Origin of the sequence: Paenarthrobacter sp. A20 (assembly GCF_024168825.1) — a bacterium.
In the GTDB taxonomy this organism is placed as follows: domain Bacteria; phylum Actinomycetota; class Actinomycetes; order Actinomycetales; family Micrococcaceae; genus Arthrobacter.
This window is the reverse complement of record NZ_JALJWH010000001.1, coordinates 4,872,636-4,889,381: the sequence shown is the minus strand read 5'-3', so window position 1 is coordinate 4,889,381 and position 16,746 is coordinate 4,872,636. Positions and strand designations below refer to the sequence as shown.

At 64.2% G+C, this 16,746-nt stretch carries 15 protein-coding genes; 8 read left to right on the top strand and 7 right to left on the bottom strand.

The features are described 5' to 3' along the window. Positions 1–151: 151 nt before the first annotated feature. The 5 genes from J3D46_RS22610 (at position 152) to J3D46_RS22590 (ending at position 9,166) form a co-directional block, all read left to right on the top strand. Positions 152–2,134, top strand: coding sequence for an Hsp70 family protein (locus J3D46_RS22610; protein ID WP_231340778.1), 1,983 nt, complete (start codon positions 152–154; stop codon positions 2,132–2,134). A gap of 3 nt (positions 2,135–2,137) precedes the next feature. Next, positions 2,138–4,207 (top strand): LuxR C-terminal-related transcriptional regulator, encoded by a 2,070-nt coding sequence (locus J3D46_RS22605; protein ID WP_231340779.1) that lies wholly within the window; start codon positions 2,138–2,140, stop codon positions 4,205–4,207. A gap of 174 nt (positions 4,208–4,381) precedes the next feature. After that, positions 4,382–5,674 (top strand): IniB N-terminal domain-containing protein, encoded by a 1,293-nt coding sequence (locus J3D46_RS22600; protein ID WP_231340780.1) that lies wholly within the window; start codon positions 4,382–4,384, stop codon positions 5,672–5,674. Between the two features lie 130 nt (positions 5,675–5,804). Continuing rightward, positions 5,805–7,694 carry a dynamin family protein gene (locus J3D46_RS22595; RefSeq protein ID WP_231340414.1) on the top strand — a complete coding sequence of 630 codons (1,890 nt, stop codon included), beginning with the start codon at positions 5,805–5,807 and terminating at the stop codon, positions 7,692–7,694. Further along, positions 7,691–9,166 carry a dynamin family protein gene (locus J3D46_RS22590; protein WP_231340415.1) on the top strand — a complete coding sequence of 492 codons (1,476 nt, stop codon included), beginning with the start codon at positions 7,691–7,693 and terminating at the stop codon, positions 9,164–9,166. Before J3D46_RS22595 ends, J3D46_RS22590 begins: the two co-directional genes overlap by 4 nt. Here J3D46_RS22590 and J3D46_RS22585 read toward each other — a convergent pair. Together J3D46_RS22585 and J3D46_RS22580 are read right to left on the bottom strand one after the other, a co-directional pair. Then, a complete protein-coding gene (locus tag J3D46_RS22585; RefSeq protein ID WP_231340416.1) occupies positions 9,147–9,773 on the bottom strand; it encodes a hypothetical protein in 627 nt (208 codons plus the stop codon). The two genes, J3D46_RS22590 and J3D46_RS22585, sit on opposite strands and share 20 nt — an antisense overlap. Positions 9,774–9,779: 6 nt before the next feature. Then, positions 9,780–10,220, bottom strand: coding sequence for a PLD nuclease N-terminal domain-containing protein (locus J3D46_RS22580; protein WP_231340417.1), 441 nt, complete (start codon positions 10,218–10,220; stop codon positions 9,780–9,782). An 84-nt stretch (positions 10,221–10,304) separates the two neighbouring features. Between J3D46_RS22580 and J3D46_RS22575 the strand changes: the two genes are divergently transcribed. Beyond that, the gene (locus tag J3D46_RS22575) at positions 10,305–10,616 is read left to right on the top strand and encodes a DUF4229 domain-containing protein (RefSeq protein WP_231340418.1); all 312 of its coding nucleotides are present in this window, start codon (positions 10,305–10,307) and stop codon (positions 10,614–10,616) included. A gap of 61 nt (positions 10,617–10,677) precedes the next feature. Here J3D46_RS22575 and J3D46_RS22570 read toward each other — a convergent pair whose 3' ends face one another. The 5 genes from J3D46_RS22570 to J3D46_RS22550 form a co-directional block, all read right to left on the bottom strand. Continuing rightward, the gene (locus J3D46_RS22570) at positions 10,678–11,559 is read right to left on the bottom strand and encodes a 1,4-dihydroxy-2-naphthoate polyprenyltransferase (RefSeq protein WP_231340419.1); all 882 of its coding nucleotides are present in this window, start codon (positions 11,557–11,559) and stop codon (positions 10,678–10,680) included. Positions 11,560–11,611: 52 nt separating this feature from the next. Further along, the gene (locus J3D46_RS22565) at positions 11,612–12,751 is read right to left on the bottom strand and encodes an AMP-binding protein (protein ID WP_231340420.1); all 1,140 of its coding nucleotides are present in this window, start codon (positions 12,749–12,751) and stop codon (positions 11,612–11,614) included. Between the two features lie 7 nt (positions 12,752–12,758). After that, positions 12,759–13,709, bottom strand: a complete 951-nt coding sequence (locus tag J3D46_RS22560) for a 1,4-dihydroxy-2-naphthoyl-CoA synthase (protein ID WP_231340421.1) — start codon at positions 13,707–13,709, stop codon at positions 12,759–12,761. A 21-nt stretch (positions 13,710–13,730) separates the two neighbouring features. Then, positions 13,731–14,168, bottom strand: a complete 438-nt coding sequence (locus tag J3D46_RS22555) for a VOC family protein (RefSeq protein ID WP_231340422.1) — start codon at positions 14,166–14,168, stop codon at positions 13,731–13,733. A gap of 122 nt (positions 14,169–14,290) precedes the next feature. Continuing rightward, on the bottom strand, positions 14,291–15,019 hold the full coding sequence (locus tag J3D46_RS22550; RefSeq protein ID WP_253468989.1) for a CPBP family intramembrane glutamic endopeptidase: 729 nt from the start codon (positions 15,017–15,019) through the stop codon (positions 14,291–14,293). Positions 15,020–15,070: 51 nt separating this feature from the next. Here J3D46_RS22550 and J3D46_RS22545 point away from each other — a divergent pair, with 51 nt between their 5' ends. Together J3D46_RS22545 and J3D46_RS22540 are read left to right on the top strand one after the other, a co-directional pair. Continuing rightward, positions 15,071–16,015 carry a metal ABC transporter substrate-binding protein gene (locus J3D46_RS22545; protein ID WP_253468988.1) on the top strand — a complete coding sequence of 315 codons (945 nt, stop codon included), beginning with the start codon at positions 15,071–15,073 and terminating at the stop codon, positions 16,013–16,015. Then, complete coding sequence (locus tag J3D46_RS22540; protein ID WP_253468987.1) at positions 16,012–16,746, top strand: metal ABC transporter ATP-binding protein; 735 nt, start codon at positions 16,012–16,014, stop codon at positions 16,744–16,746. The genes J3D46_RS22545 and J3D46_RS22540 overlap by 4 nt, the downstream gene beginning before the upstream one ends.

The window sequence follows — 16,746 nt, the reverse complement described above, 5'->3', positions numbered from 1 at the left end:
GGCGTTGTCCCCGGTGCGGGCCCGGGTCTCGGAAAACAACAAAACGGTGCACTAAACAAGCCTGTTGCCTGCCCAAGGCAGGTGCTACCTTGTTCAGAACCCGCTTGTGATGCAGCCCGCTAGCGACGCGCAGTGTTCTTTCGAGGTACCTATGAGCTATGTTCTCGCCATTGACGTCGGGACAAGTTTTACCGCAGCAGCCCTGGTTAAGCCTGATCAGAGTCCAACGCCTACACCGGAAATCCTCCCGTTGGGATTGCATGGCAGCGCCGTGCCCTCTGTGTTGTTCTACGCCGACGACGGCCGTGTGCTGGTAGGTGAAGCGGCCGAACGCCGGGGCCTGGACGATCCCCAGCACATGGTGCGTGAGTTCAAACGCCGGATCGGAGATTCCGTCCCCCTGGCTGTCGGCGAGCGGTGGCTTGCTGCGGAGGACGTGTACGCCACCATGGCCCGCTGGGTGCTGGACAGGGCGCAGGAGCGTGAGGGGGCGGCGCCGTCGTCGATCATCATGACGCACCCCGCGGCCTGGGGCCAGCACCGTACCTCGTCGGTCCTCGCAGCGCTCAACGTGGCCGGCCTGCAGGACATCACCCTGATCAGCGAGCCGGAAGCAGCAGCCCTGCACTACGCCTCCCAAACCCGGGTGGAAGACGGCAGCATCATCGCGGTGTACGACCTCGGTGGCGGTACTTTCGACACCGCCATCCTCCGCAAAGCCGGAGCCGGAAACTTTGAGCTACTAGGCCGTCCGGACGGCATTGAAACCCTTGGCGGCGCCGATTTCGACGCCGCCGTGCTGCGTCACGTGATGGGTCACGTCAGCGCCGCAGCGGACGTGGACCCGACGGCGCCGGACACGATGGCGGCCCTTTCCCGCTTGAAGCGGGAATGCAGGGAAGCCAAGGAAGCGCTGTCCATGGACACTGAATCCAGCGTGGCCGTATCCCTGCCCGGCACCCAGCAGTCCGTCCGGCTGGTCCGGGCCGAATTCGAAGCGATGATCGAGGAACCTGTCCGGGACACCGTGGAGTCATTGGAACGCAGCCTGCGGGCCATCAAAGTCGACGCGCAGGACTTGAGGGCTGTTCTGCTGATCGGGGGCTCCTCGCGTATTCCGCTCGTGGCCGAGATGATTTCGGTGGAACTTGGCCGGCCAATCGCCGTCGACGCCGATCCCAAGTCCTCCATCTGCCTTGGTGCAGCGGTGGCTGGCCTGGGTTCAACCGGAGCGGACGCCGCGGAGGCGGCGGCCTCGGCGTCCGTCAGCATAGCGGATGGCATGTCTCTGGAAAGGCCGCATGTCGCTACCCGGGCTCCGGCCCTGGGCGCCCTCAAAACTGTCCCCGCGAAGCCTGGCCGGCACGCCCCACGGCCCCGTGTCCGAATGGCGGCAGCAGCGGCAGTCGCCGCAACCGTTCTGACCATCGCCACGGCAACGGCGGCACAGAGCCCTGGAGGCAGTGGACTGCTGGCAACCATGTTCGGCAACCAGGCCGCCGATGTCATGCGCGACGGCGGTACCCAGGCGTCCACGGGCCAAGGCAGCGGCGCTGGTGGCGGGAAAGCCGGAGAGGCGCCGGCGGTGGGCAACCCGGCGGCGGGACTTGAAGCCAGCGCCAGGGCCGGGGTCACGAGGGCCGGGAGCGCGACAGGTAAGAGTCCGGCCCGGTCAGGAACCGCAAATGCGGGCACTGGTTCGGGCACCGCCGCGGGATCGGCTGCCGGCCCGGCCTCCGGCACCTCAACGGGCAGCACTGCCACTCCCGCCGTGCCAGGCGGAACTCCTACGACCCCCGGCACTGCGACCACCACACCCACGCCGGCTCCCACAGGTGGCGCCGCCACCGGGCCTACCCCGCCTCCGACGACAACACCACCCACAACCCCGCCACCGGTCATCGAACCGACAACACCGCCTACCACTCCGTCGGATCCGGTGACACCCCCTCCCTCGCCCGAACCAACAGCGCCGCAGCCTGAGCCGACGGTCACGCAGGACCCTCCGCCGCCCGCTCCCGAGCCAACAGTGCCGCAGTCGGAGCCCACAACCCCGCCTGCCACGCTTGACCCCGCACCCCTGCCCACGGAAACTGGCCCGATTCCGGATCCAGCGCTACTCTCGGCGGTCTAGCCCATGACGGGACATGACCATAAGCCCGGGCACCTTCGGCCCGGGTCAATCGATCACCCGCTCACGGAACCTGCTTCCCACCCTGAGGCAGATTCCCCCGGTATTCCGGAACTGACAGGCGATTCCGCGGCTGTCCGCGAGCTGCTCCTTGCCCTGTCTGTGGGGTTCACCCTTCCTGCGCCGTTGCCGAGCGGCCTTGAAAGCCATGCGGGGCTGGATTCGATCATCGCTTCAGCCAGGGACGCCGGCCTTCTGATGTCCGACGGATCCGTGGTGGGCACTGCCCGGTATGCCTTACTGAAGGGTGCCCCTACTGCCCGCATTGGCGCGCTGCAGCGGGAACTCGTGGGCAAGATCCTGGCGGAGGGCCGGGTTTTGGGGGACTTGGCCCGCGACCTCGCCAGGAGCGGTTTGCAGGATTCCCGTGTTGCCGCAGAACTGGAGGAGTCAGCAAACAGGGTCCTGGATACGGATCCGCGGCTGGCCGCGGATCTTTACGCCGAGGCGCTTATGGCCGGGAACAACGAACTCGCCAACGCAGCACGGAGGGCCCAGGCGGCCGCCGCAATAGGAGACTTGGATGCAGCGGGCAGGATCGTGGACCGTCTCCTCGCTTTGCCCGAGCCTCCTGACCTCCGCTTGGGTGTGGACGTGGCTGCTGCGGTATGGGCTCAACGGGGCATGCTTGCCCGCGGTGCTGATACTTACAACTGGCTGGGGCCGGACAGGATGGACGGGTCTGCGCCACTCGCGGCGGTAGCCATGATCGGCTCGGGCGATGCAGTGAGGGTCGAGGAACTCCTGGCCGCAGCGCCCCCGTCCGGTTCGCCGACTCTCCTGGCGGTGGCTTTGTCGCTCACCCAGGAGGGACTGGGGCGAACTCTCGGACCGGCACCTCACATGGCGCTGCCGGAACTCATCAGGGCATCGGACATGATGAACGCATCCGGCGCGGCGATTCCAGTGCCGGAGACCCCCGCCGCCCTGGCTGCGCTATGTGCCCTTCATAGCGGGGAGCCGGCAGTGGCTGACCACGTACTCACGGCGGCGTTGGCCGCGGGGCAGGGTGGGGATGCTGCCAGACCAAGGTTGTTCCTGCTGCGGGCATGGACCGCCATGCAGCAGGACAACGCTGACGAAGCCCGGTTGGCCATCAATGAAGCTGTCAAGGCGAACCATTGGCCACTGGCGCCGCGGGACGAACTCCTGCTGTCGGCACTGGAAGTGGGGCTGGCACGCCGGGGCAGCGAAGTACATGAGCTGGTTTTGGCGTGGGACAGGGCACGCGAAGCCATGATGCATGTGTCCGTGGATCTGTTCAGTCTTTTGCCGTGGGGCGAGTTGATGATTTGCGCCGCACGGCTGCGGGAGACGCGTCGGGTGTCGCACTACTTGGACGGTGCCTGGGAGCTGTTGGGCAGGCTGGGAAGCCCGTCGCTGTGGGCCGTGCCCCTGCACTGGGCTGCGGTACAGGCTGCTTTGCTGAGCGAGAGCCCCGCAGAGCTCGCCCCACATGCGGCCGCGCTGGTGCGCGCCTCCGAACACAGCCATGTTGCTGCGGTCCTCGCCGCGGGCGGAAAGGCCTGGGTTTCGGTTCTGGCCAGTCGGTTTGAAGCGTCCGACGTCGAAACTGCTGCCCGTGGCTTGGCCGCCGTCGGGATGCCCTGGGAAGGAGCCCGCCTGGCGGGCCATGCTGCGGCGCATGCGGAGGAACGACGCGACATGGTGAGGCTTCTTGCGTGTGCCAGGGATCTTCATCCCCACAGTGCCACGTCCGGCGGGACACCGGAGCGCCTGGCGGATCCGCACCATGATGTTGCGGGCCCTCCTGTTCCGGAAAGCGTCGGCCAAGGCGCAACGGACCCATCCGGGCTGAGCGCCAGGGAACGTGAAGTGGGCCGCCTCCTCCTGGAAGGGAAGACCTACCGCGAAATTGGCGATGCGATCTACATATCGCCACGCACCGCAGAACACCATGTGGCCCGGATGCGCCGGCGATTGGGGGCTGACAGCCGCTCGGAGCTCCTTGTCCGCCTGCGCCTGGCGTTGGGGGAGGGGCACCCGCCTCCCTAGGCGGTATCCCCTCCGCCCCCTGACGGAAAAACCCGCGATCCCCTAACGGTGGGGCAAGCGGCAGGGGGACCACCCCCGATGCCCGGACCCCCACCCCGGCCATACGTTGAATGGGAGCCCGGCAAAGGCGCCGGGCCAATTACCACCCACCGCAGAATTTGAGGGAGCACTCCAATGCCTACACTCGCACAACAGCTCGTGCAGTTCCTGATGAGCCTGTTCAACGATCCCGACGCAGCCGAAGATTTTGTCCGCGATCCCGAAGCTGCCCTCGCCGCAGCGGGCCTCCGCGACGTCTCCTCGGCCGACGTCGATGCTGTTCGCCCCGTGGTCCTGGACTACGCACCGATCAACGCCCGTTCGTCGTTCGATCGTGAATACAACACCGGCGGCAACCACGGATCCACCGGCGGCGGCGCCACCTGGGGTGGGCAGGACGACGACGATCGTCCCAACGGCGGCGGTGGGGGTGGCGGACGCCCCGATGACGACGACGACCACGGTCACGGCGGCGGCGGGAGTGGCGGACGCCCCGATCGCGACGATCACGATCACGACGACGATCACGGCCATGGCGGCGGCGGTGGCGGCGGCTGGGGTGGCCACGACGACGATCACGGCCATGGCGGCGGCGGTGGCGGCGGCTGGGATGGCGGCGATGACCACGCCCACGCCGTTCAGCAACTGGTCCACGTGGTGAACAACTACTCGTACACCACCAACATCGACGACCGTGACACGATCACCGATCAGTCGGTAAACCAGAATATCTGGGCAGACGGCGACGTCACGCAGCTCTTCAACCAGGACGCAGTGGTCGCCTCGGGCGACGGTGCCATTGCCGCTGGCGACGACGTGAAGGACTCCGGCAATACCACCACGACCGATGACCACTCAACAGATAACTCGGTGAACCTCAGTGAGTCGGGCGACGGGGACCTGGAGGTAGGCAACACGGACATCGAGGTCAAGGACTCCTTCAATGACAATTCCGACCACTCGGTGACCAAAGACTCCTACAACACCGATGTTGATGTCGATGTGGACATCGAGGACTCCTTCAACGAGGAGACGGACAACTCGACGCACACCACGACGATCTCCGATTCGTTCAACGACAACTCCGATAACTCCGACAACTCGGACAACTCCGACAACTCGGACAACTCCGTCAACGTGGCCGACTCGTTCAACGACAGCTCCACCGATGTGGACGTCGAAGATGTTCAGCTCATCAAGGACTCCGTCGTGGTCCAGGACAACGAGTTGGACCTGGAGTACTCGCCGGATAACTCCACCAACGTCGAAGTGGACGATGTGAACGTCATCAACGATTCGATCGTGGTGGCGGACAACGAATTCGAGTACGACAACTCCACCAACCTGGACGTCGAAGACGTGGACGTCGAGTACAACGACATCGATGACTCGATCGTGGTGGCAGACAACGACGTTGAAATCGACTAGCACCCAAGAGCTCCAAACGGAGCAGCGATAGCTGCGACGTGAAGTGCCCCCCAGCAGTGCCCGGCAGGCGGATGGTCGCCTGCCGGGCACTTCGTGGCCCCGACGAGGCCAGCCGAGCAAAGGACAGACTGTGGCGGAAACAGCACGCATGACCACGTTGGTGGAGCAGGGCATGGCGCTCGTGGGGGACCGGAACGATCTGCGTCGACGCTTGGAGAACACCCGGAACCGCCTGGAGGATCCGAGCGTCCGCGTCATTGTGGTTGGCGAGTTCAAACAAGGCAAGAGTCAACTCATCAACGCGTTGGTCAATGCGCCCGTGTGCCCCGTCGACGACGACATTGCCACCACAGTGCCAACGGTCATACGGCAGGGGGATCCGGCGTCGGCCGTTGTCCTGGTTCCCGGCCCGGAGCCGGGCACATCAAACGGAACCCCCGAAGGAGAGAACGCCGGCTCTGAAAGCAGGCTGGAACGGCAACCCGTTCAGCTGGACCACCTTGCTGAATACGTCTCGGAGAAGGGCAACCCGGGCAATGCAAAGAAGATCGTGGCGGCCGAAGTTTCACTGCCGAGGAAATTGCTGGCCGGCGGCCTGACCGTAGTGGATTCGCCGGGCGTCGGTGGCCTGGGGTCAACGCACACTCTGACCACGTTGACTGCCTTGCCCTCGGCCCATGCCATGGTTTTCGTCTCCGACGCTTCCCAGGAATACACCGAACCAGAGATGCGCTTCCTGCGGCAAGCCATGCGTATCAGTCCAAACGTTGTGTGCGTGTTGTCCAAGACAGACCTCTATCCGAGTTGGCGGCAGATTGCGGACCTGGACCAGAGGCACCTCGCGGACGTGGGGCCGGACATTCCCCTGTTTCCGGTTTCCTCAGAGCTTCGCCTCCAGGCAGCGCGGCTCCAGGACACGGAACTGAACGCCGAATCGGGATTTCCCGCGCTGATCACACACCTGCGGAACAACATTGTGGGGGAGGCTGCCAGAATTCAGCGGAGGTCAGTTGGCCATGACCTATTGACCGTTACGGAGAACCTGAGGCTTGCGCTGCAGGCGGAGCTTGGTGCCTTGGAGAACCCTGAAGGTACTCCGCAAATGATCGCCGGCCTCACCGCGGCCAAGGAGGACGCCGACGCACTGCGTAAACGGTCGGCCCGCTGGCAGATAACGCTCAACGATGGGATCGGGGACCTCATCGCAGACATGGAGTATGACCTGAAGGACAGGTTGCGCCGCATTCAACGCGAAGCGGAACTGGCCATTGACAACGGCGATCCCGGGCCTGCGTGGGAGCAGTTCACCCAATGGCTGGAACAGAGTACCGCTGCTGCGGTGTCGGACACATTCGTGTGGACCAGTGAACGTGCCCAATGGCTGGCCACACAGGTGGCGGACCACTTTTCCGAGGAGGAGGTGGCACTGCCGGCGCTGAAGGTTGCCGACACCGGCGGCGTGCTGGATCCTGTAGCCGACATCCAGGAGATGGAAAGCGGGCGGCTTGGACCCCTGCAGAAAGTGCTGATCGGCATGCGGGGATCCTACGGCGGGGTCCTCATGTTTGGCCTCCTGACAGGCATCTTTGGAATGGCCCTCATCAATCCTCTCTCCGTTGGGGCCGGTCTCCTGCTGGGACGGAAAGCCTTCCGGGAGGACAAAGCAGCCCGGCTCAAGCAAAGGCAGTCGGAGGCCAAGATCCTCGTCAGGAAGCACGTGGACGATGTGGTGTTCCAAGTAGGAAAGCAACTCAAGGACAGGCTGCGGCTGGTCCAGCGGGCCACCCGGGACCACTTCACGGAAATTGCCGAAGAGCACCACCGTTCCCTGGCGGAATCTGTGGCGGCCGCCCAGAAAGCGGCGGCTGTCTATGCCGTGGAGCGGGACCTGAGAATCAAAGAGATACGGAACCAACTCAAGGCCGTGGACACCTTGGCGAAGGACGCGCAACTGTTGCAGGAAGTCCCATCCGCGGAGAACCAACCCAATCCCGCCACATCGGCGGTCCCGGCCGGATGATGGAAACTGGCATCGCCGGAGCCGCGGAGCTGCTACGGCTGGCACGGGAAGTCTTCCACGAGGACGCAGCTGCGCTCGCGGTGGTGGATGAGCTTGAAAACAGGCTGGAAGGGCCGTTGCGCATAGCAGTTGCCGGGATGGTCAAGGCCGGGAAGTCAACGCTGCTCAACGCGATCATTGGCGAAGAAATAGCGCCGACCGACGCCGGTGAGTGCACCAAGGTGGTCACGTGGTACCGGTTCGGACACACTCCGAAAATCACGCTCTACCCGTTCAGGGGAAAACCCCGAACCCTTCCGGTAACCCGAGAGGACGGCCGCCTGGTCTTCTCCCTGGGTGATGTCCCGGCCGAAGACATAGAGCGTTTGGTGGTGGACTGGCCATCAGCCAGCCTGCGTCACCTCACGCTGATAGACACACCGGGCATAGCTTCCTTGTCGCAGGACGTTTCCGGAAGGTCCACGGCATTCCTGTTGCCGGAAGACACCCCAGCGTCGGCCGATGCCGTCATCTACCTCATGCGGCACCTGCACGCCTCCGACGTCCGGTTCCTCGAATCCTTCAAGGACACAGCCGCCGGGCAGTCCGGTACCGTCAATGCCTTGGCAGTACTGTCCCGGGCCGATGAGATCGGCGCCGGGAGGATCGACTCCCTGATCTCCGCAGCAGTCATCGCGGAGAGATACAGCCGGGACCAAAGTCTCAAACCCCTCGCCCTGGGTGTTGTTCCCGTGGCCGGATTGCTGGCACAAAGCTCACGGACCATGCGGCAAGGGGATGTTGACGCCATGAAACTGTTGGCACAGATGGACAAAGGCCAACGGGAACGGATGATGCTGTCCGCGGACCGTTTCATCCGCAGGGAGGATCCGCAGGGACTCGATCAGGCCATGAAAGCTTCCTTGGTGCACAGGTTCGGCCTGTTCGGAATCCGCTTGGGCGTTGCCCTGATCCGGGGCGGAACCACGGACCCTACGGAGTTGGCCCACGAGCTTGCCCGCCGCAGCGGCCTTGGCCAATTGCTCGACACCATCGGCCATCTTTTCCAGACGCGCGCCGAAGCACTTAAGGCCCGTGCCGCCGTCGTCGGTTTGGAATCATTGCTGCGCTGCTCGCCCAAGGACCGTATAGCACCGCTGGAAGCCGGGTTGGAGAGGCTTATGACGGGAGCCCACGAGTTCCGGGAGTTGAAGCTCCTGGCAGCCTTGCGCACCGATGGCGTTGGATTGGACAAGGAACTGGAAGCCGAAGCCGAGCGCCTGGTGGGTGGACGAGGGAGCATGCCCGCCCTGAGGTTGGGCCTGGATCCGGGAACGGACCCCGAGCACATCAGCGGGGCCGCCCGTGACGGATTGAACCGTTGGCGGCTGATCGCGGAGAATCCGCTGACCGAGCCCCGCGCGCTGGACGCGTGCCGTGTTGTCCTGCGCAGCTGCGAGGGAATGCTGGCCTCTATGCCCGCCGTTCGCTGACCCGTTCGCTGACCCGTTCGCTCAGAAGCCACGTGGTGGTTGACGGGAAAAACAGCAGGATCAGGCCTGCAGCGGCAAGGATGAATTGGGCCGCCAACAGGGCTGTGGTCAAGGCACCGTCAGCTCCGGGAGCCACCACAAAGTCGGCGGTGATCACCGTGACCACGGCGTGCAGGAGGACCAGGGGCGCCAGCGTCCAACGGGCCCAGATACGGCGTCTGAAGAGAACGGCAAGCAGGACCGCTTCCATGGCCACCACCAGGGCGATCATGGCGAGGCTTCCGAGAAATACGACGGCGGTGGCCCCCTCGACAGCCTGCGCGTCGCCGTCGGGAACCATGCCCTCGATGACGCTTTTCAGGCGGTCAAACTGTGCGTCACGGCCGAGGAAGCCGGTGACCACCACGGCGATGCCGGCCACGAAACTTGCCAGCCACAATGACCGGGAGGCGCGTGCGGGGCCTGGAGGCTTGATGACCGCGGCAATGGGCGGCGGTGTGGACAAGGAAATGCCGGGACGCGGCGGCGGCGCCGGGGATGCCGTTGGCCCGCTGGCTGATGGTGAGGTGGAAGGTGACTGCCGTGAACCATCAGCTTGCTGGGCCATGTTTGCCTACTTCAGCTCGTCGGTATCATGGGGATCCGGCTCGCTGCGCTTGGCATCGCCGGGTTTGAAACCGTTGCCTGTTGCCTCACCGGAGCCATCGGAGGGCTTGTCGCCGAGCTTGCGTTCCTTGGCTTCGAGGTCGGCCTTGAGCTTCTTCAGGCGATCATCTTCGGCCTGGTTGCGGCGGCGGGTTTCCAGGTTCCGGAGAAATTCGGGGTCATCATCCGGGGCGGTGGGCTGACGGCGGACGGGCTTTGCGGTCGGCTTGCCGTAGGGCCGGCCGAAGATGAACCAGAGCACCGCGCCGAGCAGCGGCAGGACGATCATGACGATGATCCAGGCGGGTTTGGAAATACCGCGCGTCTGGTGGCCGTCCGTGCGGATGACATCCACCAGGGCATAGACGAAGATGACAAGGACGACGACGACGCCTACAACGCGGAGCATGCACCAAGTCTAGTCGCCGGAAGCCCTCCGCTGGGCGCCCGATCCCTGCCGTGATCAGAGTGCAACCATCGCGGCTAAACTTGGATGGTGGCTTTCCTGAAGTATTCCCTCATCCGTCTGGCGCTGTTCGTGCCGTTGTTCGTGCTCTTCGCCTTTTTAGGGGTCGGTTGGATCCTGGCGGTGATCTTCGCCGGGCTGATCGCTTTCGCCATCAGCTACCTCTTCTTCCAGAAACAGCGCGACGCCGCCACTGCCGCAATGCGCGAACGTTTCTCCGGGCGGGCCAAGCCCATCCGCACCGCCGGCGAGGTTGAAGACGCCGCCGCGGAGGACGGCTTGGTGGAGCAGAACCCGGACATCGCAGTCAATAACGACAAGCGCCCGGGTTCCGTCTAGGAGTTTTTGTACAGCTAACGCCCCCAAGAAGCCTTCTTGAGGGCGTTAGCTGTACAAAAACTTAGAAGCCGTGGCTCAGGACCAGGCCCAGTGAGAACAGCAGGCTGTACCCAAGGTTGATCAGGCCGGTCTGCTTGAGCACCGGAATGAGGCTCTTGCGCTTCTTGCCGTTGACCATCAGCCACGCCGGCATCAGGCAGGCGGGGATCAGCAGCAGCACGATCAGCATCCACGGTTTGGTGGGCGCCAGCACTATCACCAGCAGGATGGCGACGGCCAACATCAGCACATAGCTTTCACGCGCGTGCCTGTCGCCGAGACGCACTGCCAACGTCCGCTTGCCCGCAGCAGTGTCCGTGGGGATATCCCTGACGTTGTTGGCCATCAACAGTGCACAGGCGATGAGTCCCGTGCCAATGGCGCCAATCACCGCGGCCAGGCTTACTTGGCCAGCCTGTGTGTAGGTGGTGCCCAGAGTGGCGACGAGCCCGAAGAACACGAAGACAAAGACGTCTCCGAGGCCCATGTAGCCGTAAGGATTCTTGCCGCCGGTGTAGCCCCAGGCTGCCAGGACGCAACCGATACCGACCAGGATCAGCCACCACGTCTGGGTGATGATCACCAGGATCAGGCCGCAGATCATCGCGGCGCCGAACAGCCCGAACGCCGCCCACTTCACCTGCTCCGGCAGCGCAGCGCCGGAACCGACCAGGCGCAGGGGACCCACGCGGTCTTCATCGGTGCCGCGGATGCCGTCCGAGTAATCGTTGGCGTAGTTCACGCCGATTTGGAGCAGGAGCGCAACGAGAGCCGCCAGGATCGCGTTCGGCAACCGGAACGCCTGGAGTTCGTACGCCGCTGCCGAACCGATCAGGACGGGCGCGATGGCCGCGGGCAGTGTGCGGAGCCGGGCTCCTTGAATCCATTGTGCAGCTGTCGCCACGTGTAGTACCTCGTGTGTTTCGCGGTTGATCTTTAGCGGGGGAAGAACGTGTCTATTGTCCCTGATGCAGCTTGGAAAGCTGGTCAATCATGGCCAGCCTGTCCGGTTTGCCGTTCGGCAGCATCAGCAATTCCTTGTCCGCGAGCACCGTCTTAGGGGCCAAAACACCCAGTGCGGCCTCGCGTCGGGAGGTGAAGCCTTTGATGCCTTCAGGGGTGGGATCCGTCACTGCGACGTATGCCGCCACAGCTTGGCCCCACTCGCGCGAGGGGACGCCGGCCACGAAAGCCGCAGTGACGCCGTCGAGCTCTTCCAGCTTGCTTTGGATGTACGAGGCGGAGGCTTTCACGCCGCCGGTGATGATGACGTCGTCGGCGCGGCCCAGGATGGTGAGTTTGCCGTCGTCGGACAGCTGGCCCAGATCCCCGGTCACGTACCAGCGGACGTCGTCCTCCTCGAAGAACGCCGCTTTCGAGGCACGGGCCGCGTCCAGGTACCCCGCGGCCACGGTGTCGCCGCCCAGTAGGATGCGGCCTTCCAGCTCGCCCTCACCGATGCGGACCTCGACGCCGTCCAGCGGCTCACCGTCGTACACGCACCCGCCGCAGGTCTCGGCCGAGCCGTAGGTGGTGACCACTTTGAGTCCCTCTGCGTGGGCGGTCGCAAGGAGATCGGGTGAGGCAGGCGCCCCGCCCAGCAGGATCGCGTTGAAGCGGCGCAGCACGGCCAGGGTTTCCGGGGCGGGGGAGTCCAGGAGCCGTTGCAATTGCGTGGGCACCAGGGACGTGAAGCGGATCTTGTCCGTCAGCTCCTCAGCGGCAGCGGTGAAGGCCTCCGGAGTGAAGCCGTTCGACTGGTCCATCACCCACGGACGCGTGCCGGCGTAGAGCGAGCGGACCAGGACCTGCACACCTGCCACATACTGCAGCGGGAGCGCGAGCAACCACTGGCCCTCACCGCGCAGGGCCATGGCGGTGGACACGGAGGATGCTGCCAGGGCGTCGATGGTCAGGACAGTTGCCTTGGGCGTCCCCGTGGAACCGGACGTGCGGACCACCACGGCCGCATCTTCGACGCCGGTCTCCACCGGAACCGCCTGCGGCCCGCCGTTTTCATCCTGGACGATTTCGACGGCGGGGCCCTCACCGTGGAGGGCTGCCATCAGGGCTTTCAGTACGGGATCGATGTTCACGGAGGTCCTAGAAGTAGTAGGGAAAGTTGGACCAGTCGGGGTCGCGTTTCTGGAGGAACGCTTCCTTGCCCTCTACGGCCTCGTCCGTCATGTACGCCAGGCGGGTGGCTTCGCCGGCGAAAACTTGCTGCCCGGCCAGGCCGTCGTCGGCGAGGTTGAAGGCGAACTTGAGCATGCGGATGGCCTGGGGTGACTGGCGGGCGATGTCCGCCGCGTACTCCAGGGCGACTTCCTCAAGGCGTTCGTGGTCAACGGCCTCGTTCACGGCACCCATCCGGACCATGTCATCGGCGGAATACTCGCGGGCAAGGAAGAAGATCTCCCGCGCGGCTTTCTGCCCGATCTGGCGGGCCAGCAGCGCAGAGCCGTATCCGGCGTCGAAACTTCCTACTGTGGCGTCGGTCTGCTTGAACTTGCCGTGCTCGCGGGAGGCGATGGTGAGGTCGCTGACCACGTGGAGTGAGTGGCCGCCGCCTGCCGCCCAACCATTGACGACGGCGATGACCACCTTGGGCATGGTCCGCATGAGTCGTTGGACTTCCAGGATGTGGAGGCGACCGGCACGGGCGGGGTCGATGGTCTCCTGGGTGTCACCTTCTGCGTACCTGTAACCGTCGCGGCCACGGATCCGTTGGTCCCCGCCGGAGCAGAACGAGTGCCCGCCGTCCTTTTCGGAAGGCCCGTTGCCCGTGAGCAGCACGGTGGCGACGTCCGGGGTCATGCGGGCGTGGTCCATGGCGCGGTAGAGCTCGTCGACGGTGCCCGGGCGGAAAGCGTTGCGGACTTCGGGACGGTTGAACGCGATCCGGACCGTCGGCAGGTCTTTGGCAGTGCCATCTGTGGAACGCTCAACCTGCCGGTGGTAGGTCATGTCCTTGAAGTCATCAAAGCCGGAAACGGTGCGCCAGCGTGAGGGGTCAAAGACGTCGGAAACCTTGGCAGGTAGATGGTTGTTCACAGTCCGAGTCTAGTAATGGCCTTAGCTGATGCAGAACTCGTTGCCCTCAGGGTCGGCCATGGTGTGCCACTCGTGGGGTCCCTGGCTGGCGGTCCAGAGGTGCTTGGCACCCCGGGCCTCCAACTGTTTCCGCACCTCGTCCTTGTCCCGGCCGTCCAGGCGCACGTCCCAGTGCACTCGGTTCTTGACGGTCTTTTCATTGGGGTCGGTCTGGAACAGGATGCGCCGGCCGGTCTTGGGTTCGGTGTCCTCGGCCGGCACTATCGCGCAGCCCTCAGCCCACACCAGCTTGCCGTTGTGGGTGATGGTCTGGTCCTCGGTGGCGAATCCCTGCTCGATCATGGACCGGATGAACGCTTCGTCCTGCGGTTCCACCTTCCATTCCAGCGTCTCGGCCCACCAGTCGGCGAGGTCGTGGGGCTTCTTGCAGTCGACTACTACCTGGATGTTCAGTGTCATGCCCCCAAGTTATTCCCGACGGCGGGGGCTGGGTAGAGCGATGCGGTCACCTTCCGTCCGGGTTACCCAACTGCGTGACAGCAAACGTCGCAGCGAGGGCCCAGTGGAACGTTTGCTGCTACTCAGTTGGGGAGGAGCTCAGGCGGGATGGCGTAGATGAGCACTACGGCCATGAGATTCTTCGCGGCGTGGACAAAGTAGGAGAACATCAGGTTCTTTCCGGTCCACACATACACCGCCACCAGCACCACGGCCATGCCCAGATACGGCGCCAAGGCGGACAGCACCAGCCCTTCGCGGCCCACCACATGGATGGACGCGAAGACCACCACGGAGACCGCGCAGCAAACCCAGATATTCAAGTACCGGGACAACTTGCCGATCAGGAGATGGCGGAAGAGATACTCCTCCACGAACGGACCAAGGATCACCAACAGTGGCACCATGAGCCAGGCGGGTACCTGCTGCAGGAGACCTTGGATGCCCAGCTGGTTCTCTGAGCTTTGGGCTGTCCCGAATGCCGCCACCAGCAGGGCCGTGAGAATGAGCATCACCACGATCGCCAAGGGGACCATGCCCAGGGTGAACCATGGCCGGGTGCCCAGGATCTTTAGGTCGCGGCCTATTACGCGCCAGGCCGAAGCGACCGCAAATATTCCGACGCCGGTATAAAAGATCGCGTTGACGGCATAGGAGGCGGTGGCTGGCTGTGGAAAGACCTGGAGCATGAGCCGTTCCACTGACTCGCCCGCGAAGGTGAAGTACAAGGTGAAGCCGAGGTAGACGGCCACGGCGATGGCGTCGAGGGCAGTGAACCTGTACAGAGATGCCTTGGTGGAAAGAGTGCCCATGTGACCAGCCTAGCTTTGCTGGGTGGCCCATGCTTGGCTACACTTTTCGGTATGCCTAACTTTTCGTTTCGGCGCGCCAAAGATGTCCGCCGTTTCGCTGCTGCCCTGATCACCATCACCCTCGCCCTTGGCGTCACCGCTTGCGGTGGGAATTCCTCCGCAGGAAGTGATGACAAGCCCGTGGTTCTGACGACGTTCACTGTGTTGGCGGACGTCGCCAAGAACGTTGCCGGCGATAAGCTGCGCGTGGAGTCCATCACCAAGGCGGGCGCCGAGATCCACGGCTACGAGCCAACGCCGGGAGACATCCGCAAAGCTGCCCAAGCCGATCTGATCCTGGACAACGGACTCAACCTTGAAGCGTGGTTCGCCCAGTTCGTGGAGGACCTCGATGTGCCGCACGCCGTGGTCAGCGATGGAGTGGAGGTCATGCCTATTGCCGAGGATTCGTATCAGGGCAAGCCGAATCCGCACGCGTGGATGTCGCCCAAGAACGTCCAGATCTACGCCAACAACATGGCCAAGGCGTTCGCGAAGCTGGCGCCGTCCCATGCTGCCGAGTTCGAAGCCAACGCGAAGGCCTACAACGCCCAGCTCCAGACCGTGCAGGACGAGATGGTCTCCAAGCTCTCCGTGTTGTCGGAGAAGCAGCGGGCGTTGGTCACCTGCGAAGGCGCGTTCTCCTATTTGGCACGCGATGCCGGCCTCAAAGAGGTCTACATCTGGGCTGTGAACGCTGAGCAACAGGCAACGCCGCAGCAGATCACCCGTGCCATCGAGTTCGTGAAGGAGAACCAGGTTCCGGCGGTGTTCTGTGAATCCACGGTGTCAGACGCTCCTATGCAGCAGGTGGTGGGTGCCACTGATGCCACGTTCGGGGGGACCTTGTACGTCGATTCCCTCTCGGAAGCGGACGGCCCCGTTCCCACGTACCTGGACCTCATGCGCCATGACGCCAAGGTCATCACCACGGCACTGACAGGAGCAACGTCATGAGCACCCCCGCGATCGCTGTCGAGGACGTCACGGTCCATTACGGTGAGGTCCTGGCCCTGGACAAGGCGTCCCTCACCTTGGACCATTCAAGGATCTGCGGCCTGGTGGGCATGAACGGCTCGGGCAAGTCCACCCTGTTCAAGGTCATCATGGGCATGGTGAAACCCGATTCCGGCAGGGTGCTCATCAATGGGGAACCTCCGGTGAAGATGCGCAAGGATGCGGGCATCGGCTACGTTCCCCAAAGCGAGGACGTGGACTGGGCGTTCCCCTTGTCCGTCCGGGACGTGGTGATGATGGGCCGCTACGGGCACCTCGGATTCACGCGCCGGCCCCGCAAAGCCGACCGTGACGCCGTCGAGCATGCTTTGGACCGCGTGGAGCTGAGCGAGTACGCGGACCGGCAAATCGGTCAGCTGTCCGGCGGGCAGAAGAAGCGGGCTTTCGTGGCCCGCGGCATTGCGCAGGGCGCCACCATGATGCTGCTGGACGAGCCGTTCGCGGGCGTGGACAAGAGGTCCGAGGCCACCATCACCAGGCTCCTCCGCGAGCTGGCCGACAACGGCGCCACCATCCTCATCTCCACCCACGACCTTCATGCCCTTCCCCAACTCTGCGATGAAGCGGTGCTGCTGATGCGCAAAGTGCTGATGCATGGAAGCCCGGACACCGTGCTCCAACCGGAGAACCTCGCCATGGCCTTTGGCCTCGACGTCATGAACAGGGGCTGA